The 17,794-nt window shown below is 62.3% G+C and carries 19 protein-coding genes; 13 read left to right on the top strand and 6 right to left on the bottom strand.

All coding sequences use genetic code 11. The features are described 5' to 3' along the window. The first annotated feature begins 50 nt into the window (after nucleotides 1-50). Complete coding sequence (locus tag E3U47_RS03865; protein ID WP_134689690.1) at nucleotides 51-302, top strand: DUF2514 family protein; 252 nt, start codon at nucleotides 51-53, stop codon at nucleotides 300-302. A 318-nt stretch (nucleotides 303-620) separates the two neighbouring features. On the opposite strand, the gene dapF is transcribed toward E3U47_RS03865, so the two are convergent. The 3 genes from dapF to E3U47_RS03850 all read right to left on the bottom strand — a co-directional run bounded on the left by dapF (nucleotide 621) and on the right by E3U47_RS03850 (nucleotide 3,027). After that, the gene (gene dapF / locus E3U47_RS03860; RefSeq protein WP_134689689.1) at nucleotides 621-1,427 is read right to left on the bottom strand and encodes a diaminopimelate epimerase; all 807 of its coding nucleotides are present in this window, start codon (nucleotides 1,425-1,427) and stop codon (nucleotides 621-623) included. 149 nt (nucleotides 1,428-1,576) lie between these two features. Further along, nucleotides 1,577-2,392: an isocitrate lyase/phosphoenolpyruvate mutase family protein gene (locus E3U47_RS03855; RefSeq protein ID WP_134689688.1), complete on the bottom strand. Its 816-nt coding sequence runs from the start codon at nucleotides 2,390-2,392 to the stop codon at nucleotides 1,577-1,579. Between the two features lie 146 nt (nucleotides 2,393-2,538). Further along, nucleotides 2,539-3,027 carry a MarR family winged helix-turn-helix transcriptional regulator gene (locus tag E3U47_RS03850; RefSeq protein WP_134689687.1) on the bottom strand — a complete coding sequence of 163 codons (489 nt, stop codon included), beginning with the start codon at nucleotides 3,025-3,027 and terminating at the stop codon, nucleotides 2,539-2,541. A 99-nt stretch (nucleotides 3,028-3,126) separates the two neighbouring features. Between E3U47_RS03850 and E3U47_RS03845 the strand changes: the two genes are divergently transcribed. Beyond that, on the top strand, nucleotides 3,127-4,287 hold the full coding sequence (locus E3U47_RS03845) for an MFS transporter (protein ID WP_134689686.1): 1,161 nt from the start codon (nucleotides 3,127-3,129) through the stop codon (nucleotides 4,285-4,287). A gap of 20 nt (nucleotides 4,288-4,307) precedes the next feature. Beyond that, nucleotides 4,308-5,120, top strand: coding sequence for an alpha/beta fold hydrolase (locus tag E3U47_RS03840; RefSeq protein WP_134689685.1), 813 nt, complete (start codon nucleotides 4,308-4,310; stop codon nucleotides 5,118-5,120). Between the two features lie 291 nt (nucleotides 5,121-5,411). Here E3U47_RS03840 and E3U47_RS03835 read toward each other — a convergent pair whose 3' ends face one another. Both E3U47_RS03835 and E3U47_RS03830 read right to left on the bottom strand, forming a co-directional pair. Beyond that, nucleotides 5,412-6,101: a TetR/AcrR family transcriptional regulator gene (locus E3U47_RS03835; RefSeq protein WP_167659431.1), complete on the bottom strand. Its 690-nt coding sequence runs from the start codon at nucleotides 6,099-6,101 to the stop codon at nucleotides 5,412-5,414. Between the two features lie 153 nt (nucleotides 6,102-6,254). After that, complete coding sequence (locus E3U47_RS03830) at nucleotides 6,255-6,743, bottom strand: flavin reductase (RefSeq protein ID WP_134689683.1); 489 nt, start codon at nucleotides 6,741-6,743, stop codon at nucleotides 6,255-6,257. A 505-nt stretch (nucleotides 6,744-7,248) separates the two neighbouring features. Here E3U47_RS03830 and E3U47_RS03825 point away from each other — a divergent pair. The 10 genes from E3U47_RS03825 to E3U47_RS03780 all read left to right on the top strand — a co-directional run bounded on the left by E3U47_RS03825 (nucleotide 7,249) and on the right by E3U47_RS03780 (nucleotide 16,999). Further along, entirely contained in the window at nucleotides 7,249-8,193 is a 945-nt protein-coding gene (locus tag E3U47_RS03825) for a catechol 2,3-dioxygenase (RefSeq protein WP_134689682.1), read from the top strand. A gap of 77 nt (nucleotides 8,194-8,270) precedes the next feature. Beyond that, nucleotides 8,271-9,098: an alpha/beta fold hydrolase gene (locus E3U47_RS03820; protein WP_134689681.1), complete on the top strand. Its 828-nt coding sequence runs from the start codon at nucleotides 8,271-8,273 to the stop codon at nucleotides 9,096-9,098. 88 nt (nucleotides 9,099-9,186) lie between these two features. Then, nucleotides 9,187-10,422 (top strand): LLM class flavin-dependent oxidoreductase, encoded by a 1,236-nt coding sequence (locus E3U47_RS03815; RefSeq protein ID WP_134689680.1) that lies wholly within the window; start codon nucleotides 9,187-9,189, stop codon nucleotides 10,420-10,422. Nucleotides 10,423-10,451: 29 nt separating this feature from the next. Beyond that, the gene (locus E3U47_RS03810; protein ID WP_134689679.1) at nucleotides 10,452-11,258 is read left to right on the top strand and encodes an alpha/beta fold hydrolase; all 807 of its coding nucleotides are present in this window, start codon (nucleotides 10,452-10,454) and stop codon (nucleotides 11,256-11,258) included. A gap of 76 nt (nucleotides 11,259-11,334) precedes the next feature. Then, nucleotides 11,335-12,129: a 2-keto-4-pentenoate hydratase gene (mhpD, locus tag E3U47_RS03805; RefSeq protein WP_134689678.1), complete on the top strand. Its 795-nt coding sequence runs from the start codon at nucleotides 11,335-11,337 to the stop codon at nucleotides 12,127-12,129. A 17-nt stretch (nucleotides 12,130-12,146) separates the two neighbouring features. Beyond that, nucleotides 12,147-13,079: an acetaldehyde dehydrogenase (acetylating) gene (locus E3U47_RS03800; RefSeq protein ID WP_134689677.1), complete on the top strand. Its 933-nt coding sequence runs from the start codon at nucleotides 12,147-12,149 to the stop codon at nucleotides 13,077-13,079. Further along, entirely contained in the window at nucleotides 13,076-14,095 is a 1,020-nt protein-coding gene (mhpE, locus tag E3U47_RS03795) for a 4-hydroxy-2-oxovalerate aldolase (protein WP_134689676.1), read from the top strand. Before E3U47_RS03800 ends, mhpE begins: the two co-directional genes overlap by 4 nt. Before the next feature lie 78 nt (nucleotides 14,096-14,173). After that, a complete protein-coding gene (locus E3U47_RS03790; RefSeq protein WP_134689675.1) occupies nucleotides 14,174-14,914 on the top strand; it encodes an SDR family NAD(P)-dependent oxidoreductase in 741 nt (246 codons plus the stop codon). Continuing rightward, the gene (locus E3U47_RS03785) at nucleotides 14,911-15,999 is read left to right on the top strand and encodes a zinc-binding dehydrogenase (RefSeq protein WP_134689674.1); all 1,089 of its coding nucleotides are present in this window, start codon (nucleotides 14,911-14,913) and stop codon (nucleotides 15,997-15,999) included. The genes E3U47_RS03790 and E3U47_RS03785 overlap by 4 nt, the downstream gene beginning before the upstream one ends. A 100-nt stretch (nucleotides 16,000-16,099) precedes the next feature. After that, nucleotides 16,100-16,999 (top strand): transporter, encoded by a 900-nt coding sequence (locus E3U47_RS03780; protein WP_134689673.1) that lies wholly within the window; start codon nucleotides 16,100-16,102, stop codon nucleotides 16,997-16,999. Nucleotides 17,000-17,012: 13 nt separating this feature from the next. Here E3U47_RS03780 and E3U47_RS03775 read toward each other — a convergent pair whose 3' ends face one another. Further along, complete coding sequence (locus E3U47_RS03775; RefSeq protein WP_134689672.1) at nucleotides 17,013-17,780, bottom strand: IclR family transcriptional regulator; 768 nt, start codon at nucleotides 17,778-17,780, stop codon at nucleotides 17,013-17,015. Nucleotides 17,781-17,794: the final 14 nt, after the last annotated feature.

The raw sequence follows: 17,794 nt of genomic DNA, 5'->3' as shown, positions 1-17,794 counted from the left end.
GATGAACGAAGAGTCGAAGCGCCTCAAGCAATACGTCATCGACGCCGTCGTTGGCGGTAACCTTGATCGTCTTGGTCCTAGCCTGGCCAGCCTCTGGACGGTTGACCCAGGCGAGTATCGACAGCAGCGCTCGAGCAGAAGAACAACGTCGCGCCGCGGCACATGAAGAGGTGAGGGCGCACGTTAATGAACAGCAGGCGTTTGCCGATAACGATGCTGCTGGGGCTGATGCTGCTGGCCAGCGGCTGCGCGACGAAGCCGGCCTGGCATGCGAGGCGTCCTACGACCGCTTGGCCGAGTAGGGCAACTGAGGCACAAGAAGAATGAACCCCGCTTTATAGCGTTGGGTCACAACAAGATCGTTATGCACCCGGCGATATGCCGGCAAGGGAGAGATTATGCGAAGGAAAGAGCTGAAGAGGGAGGTCCAGTCTTGGGCTATGGTTGCGCTCTGGGTCTGCGGTATTGCGCTGGCCACTTTGGCCTGGCACCGCATGCTGACTTGAAGCGGTGCTCGTTGCGGTCCGCTCGAGCCTATGCTGCCCTGATCAAGCCACCAGGGCGGTATGGAGAGTAAACCACGCTTGGGAAGCAGCACCTGTTCCGTCTGTGGGGAAGGCTCAAGAGACCTGCGTCAGGCATTCTTGATCCAAGCAATATTGACCTATCTTGCACACCGGCCCCTGCATAAGGACGTTGTAGTGGTCATCAAGCTCGATAGCGATTTGACCACCCGGCATGTGCACGGTTATCTGCCGGTCAACGAACCCAAGCCGGCGCGAAACTGCCGCGGCGGCACAACTGCTGGTACCCGAAGACAGCGTGTAGCCAACGCCTCGCTCCCAGATCTGCACCCTCAGGTTTGCGCGGTCGATGACGCTCACGAATTGAACATTGGTCCTGTTCGGGAACCGCGATAAATGTTCGATGATCGGCCCGAGCCTGCGGGCGAGTGCCTCGGTGGGCTGATCGACGAACACCACGCAGTGAGGGTTGCCCATCGACACTGGGTGCAGGTGCAGTTGCATGCCATCGAGGTCCACGGCGTGTCGTTCGATCTCGGGGAAGCTCGCCATGCCCATGGCGATGGAAATGCGCCGACCGTTGTCGAGTACCTGGCAATGAACCCGCCCGCCTTGGGTTGTCAGGTCGAACGGCGCGTGCGTCACGATGCCCTGATCCCAAAGATAGCGACAGAGAATACGCAGGCCGTTGCCACTCTTCTCTGCCTCGGAGCCATCGATATTGAAGATGCGCACCGCGAGCGGCGCGTCGACCGCGATTAGCGGCACCAGGATGCCGTCGCTGCCCAGCCCTTTGTGTCGGTCGCAGATCAGCGAGATTGCCTGGGCCGAACAGGCGAACGGTGTGTGGTCGTGGTAGACCAGATAGTCGTTGCCGGCCGCGTGGTATTTCATGAACTGCATGGGTTATAGCTCCAAGAGGCGCCTGGGGCGGTCAGGGTCAGTCTTGCTACACCGCTACGCCAGCCGCAACAGGCTTCATCAGTCATGCGGCGAGTGGCCGTTGACGTCTGAGGCGGATGTTCGAACTTGTTTCGGCCAGCGCTGCGCGGTCATGGGCAGCGGGGCGTGGCAGCCATCAATGAGTTCAACTCGCCATAGGTGTGGGCCTTCAAGGCATGGCTGTCGAGTTGCCCACGCTCCAGGAAGCTGCGGGCCAAGCCAGCCATGGCGCCGTACAAGAACTCGGCGATGCTCGAGCCGGCACTCAGGCGCCTGACACCGAGGCGTTGCAGCTCGCCCGGCGCAGCCAGGCCTTCGCGCCAGAGCAGATTGACTGGCAAACGCGATGTTCGGCACAGCGTGGCGATTTCACCAGCCTCGACCACGCCAGCGGCGAACAATCCGTCTGCGCCGGCATTGGTATACAGCGCGGCGCGCTTGAGGAGTTCTTCCAGGCGTTGCTCGGCAGGCACCAGGTTTTTCAGGTAGACGTCGCAGCGCACGTTGACGAACAGCTTGACCCCGTGCCGACTGGCAACGTTCCTGGCGGCGTCGAGCTTGCGCATGAGCAGCTCGGGAGAGCCCGCGCCGTCTTCGATATTGATGCCGACCGCGCCCTCGGTGATGACAGCGTCGATCACTTGCGCGACCTGCTGAGGGTCCTCCGAATAACCCCCTTCGATATCCACCGTCAGGGGGACGCCAAGCACCCGCGTCATGGAGCCGATGGTGGACCGCAACAACGCCAGCGGCAGCTGGTTGCCATCCTGATAGCCGTGGGACCAGGCCATCGCCGCGCTGCTGGTGGCGACGGCCTTGCTGCCCAGGCGCTCGACGAGACGCGCGCCGCCCGCGTCAGCCACGTTGGCCAGGGTCAGCAAGCCGTCCTGGTGAAGACCATGAAACACATCATCCAATGCCGCCATGAAATCCCGCTCCTTAGAACATCATAATGTGGCCCCTGGTCGAGGTGGTGCGCACCGGCCCTGAGTGTACCTCCATGGCGGGGTAGTCGGAAGCAGGGCAGGGCTGTAACCACAGGGGGCGTGAGTGCGGCGATATTCGACACAAGTCAGCTGCGCTGCGACGCCAGCAGTTTTTCCAACAGCGCGCAAAGCTGCTCCTGTTCTTGCGCATCCAGCCCAGCAACGATCGTGTGCTGGTTGGCGACATGGACCTCAACGGCTTTTTCAATCAGCGCGAGGCCGTCGGGTGTGAGTGCAACGAGCGTTCCTCTTTTGTCTGCCGGGTTCGGCCGGCGTGCAACCCAGCCAGCCTTCTCCAGCCGATCGATCCGATTGGTCATGCTTCCAGACGAGATCATGGCGGCTTCATAGAGGTCGGTCGGCGTCAGGGCGTACGGTGCGCCACTGCGGCGCAATGTGGCCAAGACATCGAACTCCCCTGGCTGCAATCCAAACTCCGCAAACAAGGGGTTTAGCCGGTCACGTGCGACCACAAGTGCGGCTTCTGCCAGGCGACCCAACAAGGTCATCGGTTTGGTGTCGAGGTCTGGCCGTTCGCGCGCCCATTGGCTGGCTGCTTTCAGTGCTCTGTCCATTGTCTCGCCCGCTATTTATCTTTACGTAGAGATAATTTATCTCTACATTAAGATAACAGAGCGCGGACACGCGGAAAACACTGGTTCAGGAGCCTGATCATGCCCACTGCTTACAACCGTTGGCTTTGTGCCCTGGCAATAGTGCTCGTCGGGATCAATCTGCGTCCGACCATGGCAGCTATCGGTCCGCTGCTGGATGCCATTCAGCGCGACACCGGCCTGTCCGATACCGGCGCAAGCTTGCTCACTACGCTGCCTGTAGCGTTGATGGGCGTGTGCTTGCTTGCAACTGCAAGACTGACAACATGGGTCAAGGAGCGTAACGGCATCGCGCTGGGTTTAGCGCTGATCCTCATGAGCAGTTTACTTCGCTGGTTAATACCTAGCGCAGACTTGCTGCTTGCCACGGCGATCCTGGGCGGCATCGGGATTGCTGTCGTGCAGGCCATGCTTCCGATCCTGATCCGACACCGTGCCGGCGTCGGGGCTGCCAGCCTGATGGGCGTCTACTCAACCGCGATCATGGGTGGCGCTTTCCTGTCGGGGACGGCCAGCCCATGGATGGCGAAAGTTTACGACTGGCCTGCTGCATTGGGCATCTGGGCACTTCCTGCCCTCGTTGGGTGCCTGGTTTGGTGGGGCGCTACCACCGGTAAGGACAACGTTCCTGGCAAACCGCGACGCTTGCCCGTATCGAGCAAGTCGCGCGCGTGGTTGTTGCTGGCGTTCTTTGGACTGAGCACAGGCGCTTACACGCTCGTTCTAGCATGGCTGCCGCCTTTTTACACAGGCTTGGGGTGGTCCGCCGAGTCGGCAGGAATAATGCTCGGCATCGTCACTTTGGCGCAAGTGGTCGCCGGAGTTGGTGTGTCGTACTGGGTCAGCCGCTGCGCCGATCGTCGTCTGGTCATATTCGCGGCCATCGGCGCGCTTTTCCTGGGGCTGCTCGGTTTCGCCATTGAACCGCAGCTTGGCGCGTGGCCCTGCGCCTTGCTGGCAGGTTTACGCATTGGTGCACTGTTCCCGCTGGGCCTGATCGTTGCGATGGATCATGGCGAAACGGCGGACGAGGCAGGAGCGATTGCCGGTTTTGTCCAGGGCGGTGGCTATGTGCTTGCTGCTGCACTGCCGCTCTTGGCGGGTTTTCTGCGTCAGCACCTGGCTGACCTCTCGCTGGCTTGGTGGCTGATGGCTGTTCTATGCCTGGTGCTTTGGTTGATCGCCAGCCGTCTGCGCCCAGGCACGCACATTTCATTTTGAACCGCCCGAAGGAGCATCGCATGGCTTATTACTATGTACAGGGTCGCAGCAATTACTACATGGAATTTGGCCAAGGCAAGCCTGTTCTGCTGTTGCATGGCATCAGCAATTCTGGCCGCGCCTGGTCGCCGCAAATTCCTGCGTTGGCAGATGCCGGGTACAGGGTAATCGTGCCCGACCACGCCGGGCATGGCGCTTCGGCTAATGTGGTGCGCCCGTTTGGCGTCGCCGATATTGCCAACGACGTGGAGTGCCTGCTCGCACATCTTGGTATCGACAACCTCGATGTGGTGGGCCTATCGCTTGGAGGAATGGTGGCGTTGGAGCTGGCGCTGCGCCATCCTGCCAGAGTCCAGCGGCTCGTTGTTGCCAACAGCTTCGATAAATCGGCAACGCTGGAGTTCAAGGAGATGGCTGAAGGATGGGCCAAGGTCTTCGAGCAGCCGCATGGTCCAGTGACACGCCTGGAGTCGAACTGGATTGCTTCTGTTTCAGAAGCGTTTCGCTCCACGGCGGACGGCATGCGAACCTATCAGACCTGGCACGGGATCGCGGCGACTACCGATGGACCGTCTCTGGCACAGGTAGCACGCGGCATCACAAGGTTCGATGTCTCGGCACGACTTGGCGAGTTGGCAATGCCCACACTCTATATCGCGGGCAGTCTCGACAAAATGTCGCCACCTGAACTGAGCCGTGGCATGGCCGAGCAGACGCCGCATGGGGAGCTATCCACCATTGAGGGGGCGGCGCATATCTCCAATGTCGACTCGCAAGGCGAGTTCACCGCGCGGCTTCTTGCATTCCTGCGGCGTGGTGCATCTATCCAGTAAGAGCTGCAACAGTTGTATCTGCAAACGACGGCACGCAGGAGTGGATCCGTTCTAGCCGCAACCTGGAGGCAATCAGGGGCGGCGAAGAACATTTGGATATGGCGCTGAGGCGCTGTTTTCGGTGAGCAGAAGTTGCAATGTACCTGCCAAAAAAACCTCGATACCCCCAGCTGGATGCGCGAGCTCTGCTCGCATCGCCAGCCGAGCGGAAGCTCGGCACTGCTGTATCTTCGGTCGATACCTGCTCACCGGCGCACCTTCAACTGCAACGTCATCGGTAGGCCCCTTCGATTAAGAAGTGCCTTCGCTGACATGGAACAAGGCAGTTACGTATGCGGGCAGTTCGCTGCTGGCGATATCCTTCGCCTCTGCTGGCGTCAGCCCATAAAGGCGCATGAAGCACTCGATGGTGTTGTTCACGGTATTGGGCGGCGCCTGGCCTTCGAGCAGGTTGCGCATGGCGGCGATGAGCCCGGCGATGGTGATCTGGGCTGCGGCCTCCACACAGGCGACGTCGAAGCGCCCACTGGCCACGCCTTCGGCGATATCCGACTTGGCCTGTTCGTTGAATGAGTCGCTCATGGCCTTATGGCTGGCATGCGAGCGCACGATGAACCACCCCCAGATCTCATTCTGGATGGCCTGGGTGAGAAACAGTTTCTGCACGTAGGTGATCGACAGGGCGCGGTCCTGCTCGGCTTGGTTGATGGCGCCGATAATCCGTTCGATCTCGTGGTTCTTCTCGAGAAACAGGGCCGTGGCGATGTCTTCCTTGGAATGGAAATGGTTGTAGAAGGTGCCAAACCCGACATCGGCGCCGTTGGTGATGTCCTCGATGGTCATCTGCTCGAAGCCTTTCACCGCGATCAGCCGTTGCACGGAGTCGATCAGCTTCTTGCGCGTGCGCATCTTCGACTTGAGCCCCCGCGGCATGGCAACCGGTTTGCTGTCCTCGGCTGGGCGATGCTCGTTGTTCTTCATGAAATCCCCGCTGTGCTCGTTGTTGCGCCGCCTGCTTGGTCGCAAGCGATGGCGGGCGCGTATCGGGCACATGATGCCTCAGATGGCGGGGCCTGGGGTATCGCCGCCGAAGCATCGTCTGGCAACGCGCTTCAGCGGCATGGCAGCGCGGCTCTAACAGGCTGCTGCCAAGCGGTGGTACTGGCGCCGGAAGTACATGAGGCTTTCGTTGGGTGGACCGAAGCGCACGTCCTGCACCTCGCAGATGAACACACCATGGGTGCCGACCTCGGTGACCTGGACGACCCGGCAGTCGAAGGACACCAGGCTGTCGTCCAGTGACGGCGCGCCAGTGCGCAAAGCGCTCCAGGCGACGGCTTGGAAACGCTCTTCGAGGCTGATCTTCAGGGCGCCGCTGAAGGTGCGCGAAATGTCTTCCTGGCGCCCGTGCAACACATTGACGCAGGCCACGCCATTGTTGACGAAGCGTTCGTACTGGAAGCCGCCCTTGTTCATGCAGAACAGCAGGGTTGGCGGTGAGTCGCTCACGCTGCAGACGGCGGAGGCTGTGAACCCTCCGAGCCCGGCAGCACCGTCAGTGGTGATCACGTTTACAGCCGCGCCGAGATGGGTCATGGCTTCGCGAAAGCTGATGGCGTCCATCGTTACCTCCGTTGACTCCAGGCATTGGCCGTGGAGCGCTTGATTGTTCTTGTTTGATTGACGATTAAATCAGAACTGATGAATTCGTCACTTAAAACGCTACCAGAAGATTTTCGTGTTGACCAGTGCCGTCCAGCGCGCCTCGCCGATGACGACCAGCGGTGGTCTGGAGGGGGGTGAAAGGATGTTGACAAACAGAGAATATGATCGCCTAATCGTAACTGATGACTAGATCAGTTGTGATTGTTTAGTCATGATGCTGGCCGCAATCCAGCGGACTGTCGGAGAATAAAAACAATGAGCATGCCAATTTGCCTGTCTCCATCCACCTTGCTTGCGCGTTGCCGTTGCGCACGCTCGAAAGCCTCTCGCTCATTGTTCCTGCGCCCGAACGACGCCTTGGCGTCGACTCGGCTGCGACCGTCACGTTTTCCCACCTGATCGCGGTCATGCGCACAGCCTGCCGCGCGCAGGCAAACAACCATCGAGAACAAGAGGCTGAACAATGGGAATTCTCAGAGTGGGCCACGTCGACCTGAAGGTGGGCGACCTGGACCAGGCACTGCACCACTATGTCAATATCATCGGCTTGAGCGAGACCTCGCGTGACGCCCACGGACGCGTCTACCTCAAAGCCTGGGACGAGTGGGATGCCTATTCGCTGGTGCTGTCGCCTGCCGGTGGACCGGGCTTGAACCACATCGCCTACAAGGTCGAACACGACAATGACCTGAACGTGCTCGCCGAGAAGATCGGCAGCCACGGCGTGGAGGTGAGCTGGAACGCCGAAGGCTACCTGCATCAATGCGGTCGCTCGATCGGGTTCGACCTGCCCAGCGGCCATCGCATGTACCTGTACGCTGAGAAGGCGTTCATCGGCAAGGCGGTCGGCACCTTGAACCCCGAGCCTTGGCCCGATGGCCTGCTTGGCGCGGGCGTGCACTGGCTCGATCACGTCATGCTCACCTGTCCGGTGGACGAAAATCGCGGGATCAACACCGTCGTGACCACCACCGACTTCCTCATGCAGGTGCTGGGTTTCAACCTCGCCGAACAAGTGGTCACCGATGACGAAGGCAAGAACCAGTTCGCCACCTGGCTGTTCCGCGGCACCAAGGCCCATGACCTGGCGCTGGGTGCGGGAGGGGGCACGGGGTTGCACCACATTGCCTTCTACCTGGAGGACTGGAACGCGGTGTTGCGCGGAGCTGACATCCTCGGCAAGCACAAGGTGCCGATGGATGTGACGCCGCAACGGCATGCCATCACCCGTGGCCAGACCACGTATTTCTTCGACCCCAGTGGCAATCGTAATGAGATGTTCGCCGGGATGGGCTACTTCGCCCAACCGGACATGCCGACGATTACCTGGCTGGCCAAAGATATATGGCGCGGCATCTTCTTCCATGACGGTACGCCACGTCCGGACTTCCTCGAAAACTATACCTGAGTCGAACTTTATCGTTAGAGGTTCCGCAGCCGTCCGTGGCCGCGGTGGGCAGGCTTTATCTGAAAGTTGGGTGTTTTATGAAACATGAGAACTCTCCCGAACAGGGTTTGGTCATTGATGCTGGCGGCATTGCGACCAATTATCACGATCAGGGCGAAGGTTATCCGACGTTATTCATCCACGGGTCCGGTCCGGGTGTCACCGCCTGGGCGAACTGGCGCCTGGTATTGCCGGTGCTGGCCACACAGATGCGGGTGATCGCCCCGGATATCGTTGGCTTCGGCTACACCCAGCGTCCAGAGGGCATTCGCTATGGGCGCCAGGTCTGGGTCAAGCATTTGCTGGACTTCATCGACGCGCTGGGCCTGGACAAGGTCAACCTGGTGGGCAACTCCTTTGGCGGCGCCCTGGCACTGGCAATGGCGGTCGATCACCCGGAGCGGGTGAACAAGCTGGTGCTCATGGGTAGCGTGGGCGTCGCGTTCGAGCTGACTCCCGGGCTGGACGCGGTATGGGGGTATGAACCCTCGATCGCCAACATGAGGGCACTGCTGGAAGTCTTTGCCTTCAACCACGACCTGGTCAATGACGACCTGGCGCGCATGCGCTACGAGGCGAGCATTCGCCCCGGCTTCCAGGAGGCGTTCGCCTCGATGTTCCCGGCGCCGCGTCAGGCCGGCATCGACAAGTTGACGGTGCCGGTCGACCAACTTTCCGCGCTTAAGAACCGGACGTTGATTGTGCACGGTCATGAAGACCAGGTTATTCCGGTGGCGAACAGTCATCGCTTGTTCGAGTTGCTGGAAAACGCCGAACTGCATGTGTTCAGAAAGTGTGGGCACTGGGTACAGATCGAACACGCAGAGCGTTTCGCTTCATTGTTGAAAGGCTTCTTGGGCAGCTGAAGCAGGGTCGGCCTGAAACCTTTCCGATTGTCTATCAATACGCGAGTGGCGATGTACGCCATCGGCGCCAAGCAGTGCGGAGTTAATCATGAAAATCAGTTATTTCCAGCAAGTACCCTATCGGTCATTGCCGGATGACTTCGAGTCCAGGCACGAGTCTGTCGTGACCACCCCTTACCACGACCTGGTGACACCGGAGGGCATCCGCAGCGCCTTCAAGGACGCCCTGGACGAGATGATGTTCGCCGCCCGTTGCGGCTTCGATGGCATCGCCATCACCGAGCATGGCCAGAGCAGCTACGACATGATGCCCAACCCGGACCTGTTCCAGTCCGTGGTGGCCTATATGACCGAGCAGGAAGGCCTGGAAACGGCGATCTACCCGTTGGGTCGTTCGCTAGGCAAAACCCGCGAGCCGCTGCGCGTGGCCGAGGAGCAGGCAATGCTCGACTGCATGTCGGGTGGGCGTCTGATCTGTGGCTTCCCGATCGGCTTGGCCTATGACGCCAACTCCAACAATGGCGTGGCGCCGATGGAAACCCGCGAGCGTTTCGACGAGAACCTCGAGCTGATCCTGCGGGCCTGGCGTGAGCGCGAGCCGTTTGCCTTCAACGGCAAGTTCACCAAGCTTAGCAAGGTGAACATCTGGCCACGCCCGCTGCAGACGGCGCCGCATCCGCCGGTGTGGATCACCGCCATCGGTAACCCGAACACCATGAAGTTCATCCTGGAAAACAACTACGGCTTCAACTACTTCGGCTGGTTTGGCCCGAAGGTCACGGGGCGGCGGATCTTCGACCGTTTCCAGCAGATCGCCGAGGAGCTTGGCAAGGAGGTCAACCCTTACCAGGTCGGTTTCATGCAGATGGTCGCCGTCGCCGAGACCGACGCCGAAGCCGAACGCCTGTATGCCCGCCATGCCGAGTACTTCTTCCGCAAGTCCTTGGGCGGCATCGGCATGAACCGCCTGGCGCTGCCGGGGGGCATCGATATCCGCGGCCTGGAGTTCATCTACCGCGATCCCAAGGACTTCGGCATCTACGAAAAGATGCGCACCATCACCTTCAAGGAGTTGGTCGAGTGCGGCGCGATCATCTGCGGCAGCCCGAGCACCGTGCGCGAGCGCATCAAGGAGTTCGCCAGCGATTTCAAGATCGGCAACCTGCACGCGATGTTGCAGTTCGGCTCGATGCCCACCGAATTGGCCAAGTACAACATCGAGCTGTTCGCCAGGGAGGTCAAACCGCACCTGTCCCAGCTCTGGAGCGACCAGGGTTACCAGCATCACTGGTGGCCTGAGCGTCTCGGCGGCAAGCCGGCCTGAACATCCCCACAGTCTTTGGAGTCACTGCAATGAACTCAACTCAATACCTTCAAGTAAAGGCCTGGGACGGCAAGGTCACTGTGCGCGTGCGGGTGGCCGGCCAAGGCCCGGCACTGGTCTACCTGCATTCGGCGGCAGGTCCGCTGTGGGACGATTTCCTCGATCGCCTGGCCGAGCAATACACCGTCTATGCGCCGGAGTTTCCTGGCACAACGCCGGACGATCCTTATGCCGTGAAGCAGCTCGACGACCTGCAGGACGTGGTGTTGCTGTACCAGGAGGTGATCGGCAAGCTGCAGCTGGAGCGCCCTGTGCTGGTGGGGCAGAGCTTTGGCGGCATGCTGGCGGCGGAACTCGCCAGTGTTTTCCCGCAATTGCCGTCGAGATTGGTCATCCTCAATGCCATCGGCCTGTGGCGTGACGACGCGCCAATCGCCAATTGGAACGAGGTGCCTGCGCCCGATATGCCGGCGCTGCTGTTCCATGACCCGGCCATCGAGGTGGCACGCAAGATGTTCGAGCTGCCACAGGACCCCGAGGAGCGGGTCAAGGCCATGGCGGCGGGTGTCTGGGCGCTGGGCTGTACCGGCAAGTTCGTCTGGCCGATTGCCGACCGTGGCCTGAACAAGCGCCTGCATCGCATCGCGGTGCCGAGCCTGATCGTCTGGGGCGAGCACGACCGCCTGGTGCCGGCAGTGTACGCCGATGAATTCGCCACGCGCATCGCTGGCAGCCGCGTGCGGATGATCGCCAACGCAGGGCATATCCCGCAGATGGAAAACCTCGAAGCCACCCTGGGCGCAACCCTGGACTTCCTGGGCGAGCAGGCGCAGTAGCGCAGCGGCGGCAAGGGGGCCACCGGCCCCCGATCCACCCATGCTCCTTTCAACCGCCTGATTGACGAGAATCATCATGACGCCAACAGACCACACCCTGGAGCGGCTCGCGCACGTCCTGCGCGAGGCCGAGCGGCAGGGCGAAGCCATCGCCCCTCTGCGCGAGCAGATTGGCGAAAACAACGCCGAAGCCGCTTATGCCATCCAACGCTTGAACGTGGCCCATGCCCTGGCCAAGGGGCGCCGCCTGGTCGGTCGCAAGATCGGTTTGACCAACCCCAAGGTGCAGGCCCAGCTAGGGGTCGACCAGCCAGACTTCGGCTGCCTGTTCGCCGACATGGCCTACGGCGACAACGAGACCGTGCCGTTCAGTCGCGTACTGCAGCCGAAGATCGAGGCCGAGATCGCCCTGATACTCGAGCGCGACTTGCCCAACGCCGACACCACCTTCGCTGATGTGCTCGATGCCACCGGTTGGGTCGTGCCGGCCCTGGAAGTCGTCGGCAGTCGCATCGCCGACTGGCGCATCCGCTTCGCCGACACCGTGGCCGACAACGCCTCCAGCGGTTGCTTCGTGCTCGGCGGGCCGGCCCGTCGCCTCGACGGCCTCGACCTGCGCGGCGCGACCATGCGCATGACCCGCGACGGCGAGCCAGTGTCCGCCGGCAGCGGTGCCGAATGCCTGGGCCACCCACTCAATGCCGCGGTATGGCTGGCACGCACCATGGCGCGCCTGGGCGACCCGCTGAAGGCCGGCGACATCATCCTCACCGGTGCCCTCGGGCCGATGGTGGCGGTGGCGGCCGGTGATCGTTTCGACGCCGAGATCGACGGCCTTGGCCGGGTCGGCGTGACCTTCAGCAGCGACTAATCGCAGGGAGAACTTTCATGAGCACTAAACGCAAAGTTGCCATCATCGGTTCCGGCAACATCGGCACCGACCTGATGATCAAGATCATGCGCCACGGCCGGCACCTGGAAATGGCCGCCATGGTCGGCATCGACCCCAACTCCGACGGCCTGGCCCGCGCCGCACGCCTGGGCGTGGCCACCACCCACGAGGGGGTAGAGGGCCTGGCCCGCCTGCCGGTGTTCCAGGACATCGATTTCGTCTTCGACGCCACCAGCGCCGGCGCCCACGTCAAGAACGACGCCTTCCTGCGCCGGCACAAACCAGGCCTGCGCCTGATCGACCTGACCCCGGCGGCCATCGGCCCGTACTGCGTGCCGGTGGTCAACCTGGAGCAGCACCTGGGCCAGCTCAACGTCAACATGGTCACCTGCGGCGGCCAGGCCACCATTCCCATGGTCGCCGCGGTATCGCGGGTGGTCAAGGTGCACTACGCCGAGATCGTCGCCTCGATCGCCAGCAAGTCGGCAGGCCCCGGTACCCGCGCCAACATCGACGAATTCACCGAGACCACCGCCAAGGCCATCGAAGTGATCGGCGGTGCGAGCAAGGGCAAGGCGATCATCGTCATGAACCCGGCCGAACCGCCGCTGATGATGCGCGACACGGTGTACGTGCTGAGCGAGCCGGCCGACCAGGCCCAGGTCGCGGCGAGCATCGAGGAAATGGCCGCCGCGGTGAAGGCCTACGTGCCGGGCTATCGCCTCAAGCAGCAGGTGCAGTTCGAACAGGTGCGCGACTTGAAACTGCCGGGGCAGGGGACCTTCACCGGCCTGAAGACCTCGGTGTTCCTCGAGGTCGAAGGCGCCGCCCATTACCTGCCGGCCTACGCCGGCAATCTCGACATCATGACCTCCGCCGCGCTGGCCACCGCCGAGCGCATGGCGCAGGCGATGGGAGTTTTGGCATGAGCAAGAAACTGTATATCTCCGATGTGACGCTGCGCGACGGCATGCATGCCATTCGCCACCAGTACTCCCTCGACGACGTGCGCGCCATCGCCACGGCGCTGGACCAGGCCAAGGTCGACTCCATCGAAGTGGCCCATGGCGACGGCCTGCAAGGCTCGTCGTTCAACTATGGCTTTGGCGCCCACACCGACCTTGAGTGGATCGAGGCGGCGGCCGATGTGGTGCGCCATGCCAAGATCGCCACGCTGCTGCTGCCGGGCATCGGCACCTTGCATGACCTCAAGGCCGCCTATGACGCCGGTGCGCGAGTGGTACGGGTGGCGACCCACTGCACCGAGGCCGATGTGTCCAAGCAGCACATTGAGTACGCCCGCAACCTCGGCATGGACACCGTCGGCTTCCTGATGATGAGCCACATGCAGACCCCCGAAGGCCTGGCTGGCCAGGCAAAGCTCATGGAGAGCTACGGCGCCACTTGCATCTATGTGGTGGACTCCGGAGGCGCGATGAACATGGCTGATATCCGCGCGCGGTTCAGGGCGGTGAAGGCTGTGCTCAAGCCCGAAACCGAAACCGGCATCCACGCCCATCACAACCTTAGCCTGGGCGTGGCCAACTCCATCGCCGCGGTGGAGGAGGGCTGCGATCGCATCGATGCCTCGCTGGCCGGCATGGGCGCTGGCGCCGGCAATGCGCCGCTGGAGGTGTTTATCGCCGCCGCCGACAAGCTCGGCTGGCACCACGGCACCGATCTCTATGCACTGCTCGATGCCGCCGACGACCTGGTACGGCCGCTGCAGGACCGGCCCGTGCGGGTCGATCGCGAGACCCTGGGCCTGGGTTATGCCGGCGTCTATTCCAGCTTCCTGCGCCATACCGAGATCGCCGCGGCCAAGTATGGCCTCAAGACCCTCGACATTCTGGTGGAGCTGGGGCGCCGGCGCATGGTCGGCGGCCAGGAGGACATGATCGTGGATGTGGCGCTCGATCTGTTGCGGGCGCGGCAGGCGGGCTGACCCGCTGCGGTTCGAACCCATTGGCCTGTCGGGCTGCTGGCCTGGCAGGTCCAACCCATGGTTGCTGGAGCATTCAACATGAACACTCATACTGGCCGTGTAGCGGTCATCACCGGTGCCGCCAAGGGCATTGGTCGCACCCTGGCCGTCAGCTTCGCGCAACGCGGTGCCGACCTGGCACTGCTGGACCTGGACGACTGCGCGCAGACCCAGGCCGAGGTCGAGGCTTTGGGCGTCAAGGCCATCCGGGTCGCCTGCAACGTGGCGGCCGAGGCAGACTGGAAGAAGGCGCACGATGCCGTGGAGCAGGCGTTCGGGCGGGCCGATATCCTGGTCAACAATGCCGGCATCTATCCATTTGCGCTGCTCGAGGAACTGAGCGTCGAGACTTACAACCGCGTGCTTTCCGTGAACCTGGTAGGACCATTTCTGGGCGCACGCACCTTCGTGCCGTTGATGGAAAAGGCCGGATGGGGGCGTATCGTCAACATCTCCTCCGACTCCATCGGCACCAACTTGCCCGGCCTGAGCCATTACATGGCAAGCAAGATGGGTGTCATCGGGCTGACCCGCGGCCTGGCCAATGAGCTCGGTGAAAAGGGCATCACGGTCAATGCCGTCGCTCCGGCAATCACCCGTACCCCTGGGACCGGCGCCGTGCCGGAAGAGGTGACCCGTGCGGTCTGGAACCAGCAGGCGATTCGACGCTTCGCCGAGCCACAGGACATTGTCGGGCCGATCCTGTTCCTGACCTCCGAGGATGCCGGTTTCGTGACGGGGCAGACGCTGGTGGTGGATGGGGGGATGTGGAAGCTATGAACACTATCCGCAAAGGTAGGGCCGTGGTGCTGGAGCGCCCTGAGTCGTTGGTCTTGCGTGAGCTTTGTGTGCCGTCGCCCTCTGCAGGCGCCGTGGTGGCACGGGTGGAGTACGGTGGCGTGTGTGGCAGCGATGTGCACATGACCAAGGGCGAGTTCAATCTGCCTCACGCGATTGTGCTGGGTCATGAAGGTGTCGGTGTGATCGAGGAACTGGGCGAGGGCGTGCTCCATGACTACGCCGGCGTCAATGTTACCGCCGGCGATCGCATTTACTGGTGCCCCATCGCGCCTTGCCACAAGTGCTGGTATTGCACGATCGAGAAGGATTTCTCGTCCTGCACCCAGGCGACCTGGTTCGGTCCTGTGGACAAGCCGACCTGGGGCAGCTACGCCGACTTTGTGACTTTGCCCGAGGGCGCGGCCTTCTTCCGTATTCCCGATGGCACGACGAGCGAGGCCGTGATCGCCTTCGGCTGTGCGTTGCCGGCAGTCTTGCAAGGCGTCGAACGCGCGGGCGGGATCAAGCCGTTGAGCCACGTCGTGGTTCAAGGCTGCGGGCCGATCGGCCTGGCGGCGGTCATGCTGGCCAAGCTCTCCGGGGCCGCCACAGTGACCGCGATAGACGCCTCGCCCTTGCGCTTGAGATTGGCTGAGCAGTTCGGCGCGACCAGCGTGCTGGACCTGGCCAGCACTTCGCTGGACGAGCGCCTGGCGCGCGTTCGCGCAGTCAGCGGGGGGCGTGGGGCCGACCTGGTCATTGAGGCCAGCGGGCACCGCTCGGCTTTCCCCGAGGGTGTGGGGTTGTGCGCCAGGAATGCGGCATACCTGTTGATCGGCTTGTGGGCGAGCCAGGGCGAGCAGCCCTTCGATCCTTCGCTGATCGTCCAGCGCAACCTGCGGCTGATCGGCACCCAGTACGCCCAGGGGCGTCATTATCACGATGCGATGAAGATCGTCTCGCTGCACCACCAGGCGTTCCCCTTCGAGGCGCTCATCACCCATCGCTGTGGCCTGCACGAGGCTCGGCAGGCGCTTGGCCTGGTGACCTCAGGACAGGCGGGGAAAGTCGTCATGCGACCGTAAGCGCCGGATCACCAACACCCACACCTTCTCGGTAACCGACCTGGTGGGCATTACTGCCCGCCACGGCTTCGGCCTGCCCATTGAAAGACAGGATTTGATAATGAATAACAAGAAACAAGTCCGGACCATCGCTACCGCCAGTACTCTGGCCGCCGCGATGTTGCCTTTGTGTGCGACTGCCGGTGGCCACTACACGCCGGGTGTCGAAGGCCTGCAAGCGGCCAGCGCGCCGCCGCCCGGGCTCTACTACCTTGCCTATGTGGTGAACTACGACATCGACAGCTTCCGCGCCCCTGGCAGCAACGACGACTTGCCGGGCCACAATCGAGGTAATGTCACCGCGGTGGCGAACCGGCTTATCTGGGTCACCGACAAGAAAGTGCTCGGCGCCGACTTCGCCGTGGAGACGATGGTCCCCGTCGCGCACACCTCGCTCAACCTGAACGCTGCGGGAATATCCGACTCGCGCACCGGCATCGGTGATATCTACGCCGGCGTGGCGCTGATCTGGCATGGGCAGCAGTGGGATGCGGCGGCGGTCGGCGGCCTGTGGTTTGACAACGGCAGCACCAGCGACCCAGCGTCGCCTGGCAAGGGCTTCAAGACCACCATGCTTTCAGGTGGCGCGACCTACTACTTCGATAGCGCCAAGACGATCACCGCCTCGGCGCTGATGCGTTTCGAACGTAATGGCGAGGACGATTCGGGATTCCGGCCGGGTAATGAAGTGACGCTGGAATGGGGGGTGGGCAAGAACCTGGGCACCTTCCAGGCCGGGGTGGTGGGTTACAGCCAATGGCAAGCATCGGACGACAAGGGCTATGGCGCGAGCAACGACCGTTCATCACGCCACGCGGTCGGCCTGGAGCTCGATTACCCGCTTCCCGGCACGGGCGTTCTGCTCAAGGGCGCGGCTTACAAGGAGGTCAGCGTGACGGCGGGCAGTGCTGCCGCCGCGAAAGGCTCGGTATTGCGCTTTACGCTCGTAAAGGCTTTCTGAGTCTCGCTGGCCGTTAACCCTCGAACTGTTTGTCCAGCGCAGCCTTGAAGCGGGTCAGGGCACTGCGAAACTCCGCCAGCCTCGGCTTGAAGCGCGCGGTGGGCGCGACCACCGATACTGCGTGCGGCCCCATGAACGTGGGGATCAACAGGCTCATCGCGCTCACCCCCAAGGTGTGTTCCTCGATGTCCACGGCCATGCCGCTACGACGAATCTCCGGCATCTGCGCCAGCAGTTCCGGCAAGCCGAGGGTATTGGCCGTGAGCTTTTCCAGCGTGTCTGGCAGCCATTCGCGGATGCCCTCGTCACTCAGGGTCGAGAGCAGCACCTTGCCATCACTGGTGGAGTACATGGGCAGCGTATGGCCCAGCGGAATCACCACGCGCAGTTCCTGCTCGCTGATCGCGCGGATGATGACGTTGGTCCGCTTGCCGCGGATGCACGACAACACCACGGTTTCCCCTAGGGCTTCACCGAGCTGCTCCAATGACTCGCGGGCCACGGAAATGATGTCGCCATGGGCATGGTGGATCAGTTGGCCCAGCGCCGGGCCCAGACGATAGCCGCTGCCAGGGAGGCTTTCGACCAGGCCTTCGGTTTCCAGCGCGCCGATGATGCGCTGCACGGTGGAGCGGGGCAGGTCGGTGGCCTGGGCGATGGCTGCCAGGCTCAGGCCCTGGGGCTGGGCCCCCAGGGCCCGCATGATGGCGCTTGAGCGCGCGATGACCTGGATGCCGCCACTGCGTTGCTCGTCCGCTGCGTTGTCTTTGTCACTGCTCATCACTTTCCTCGTAA

It is taken from the genome of Pseudomonas sp. RIT623 (genome assembly GCF_004519305.1).
Taxonomy (GTDB): Bacteria; Pseudomonadota; Gammaproteobacteria; order Pseudomonadales; family Pseudomonadaceae; genus Aquipseudomonas.
The sequence above is the reverse complement of the archived record's forward strand: the minus strand, read 5'-3'. Positions and strand labels throughout refer to the sequence as shown.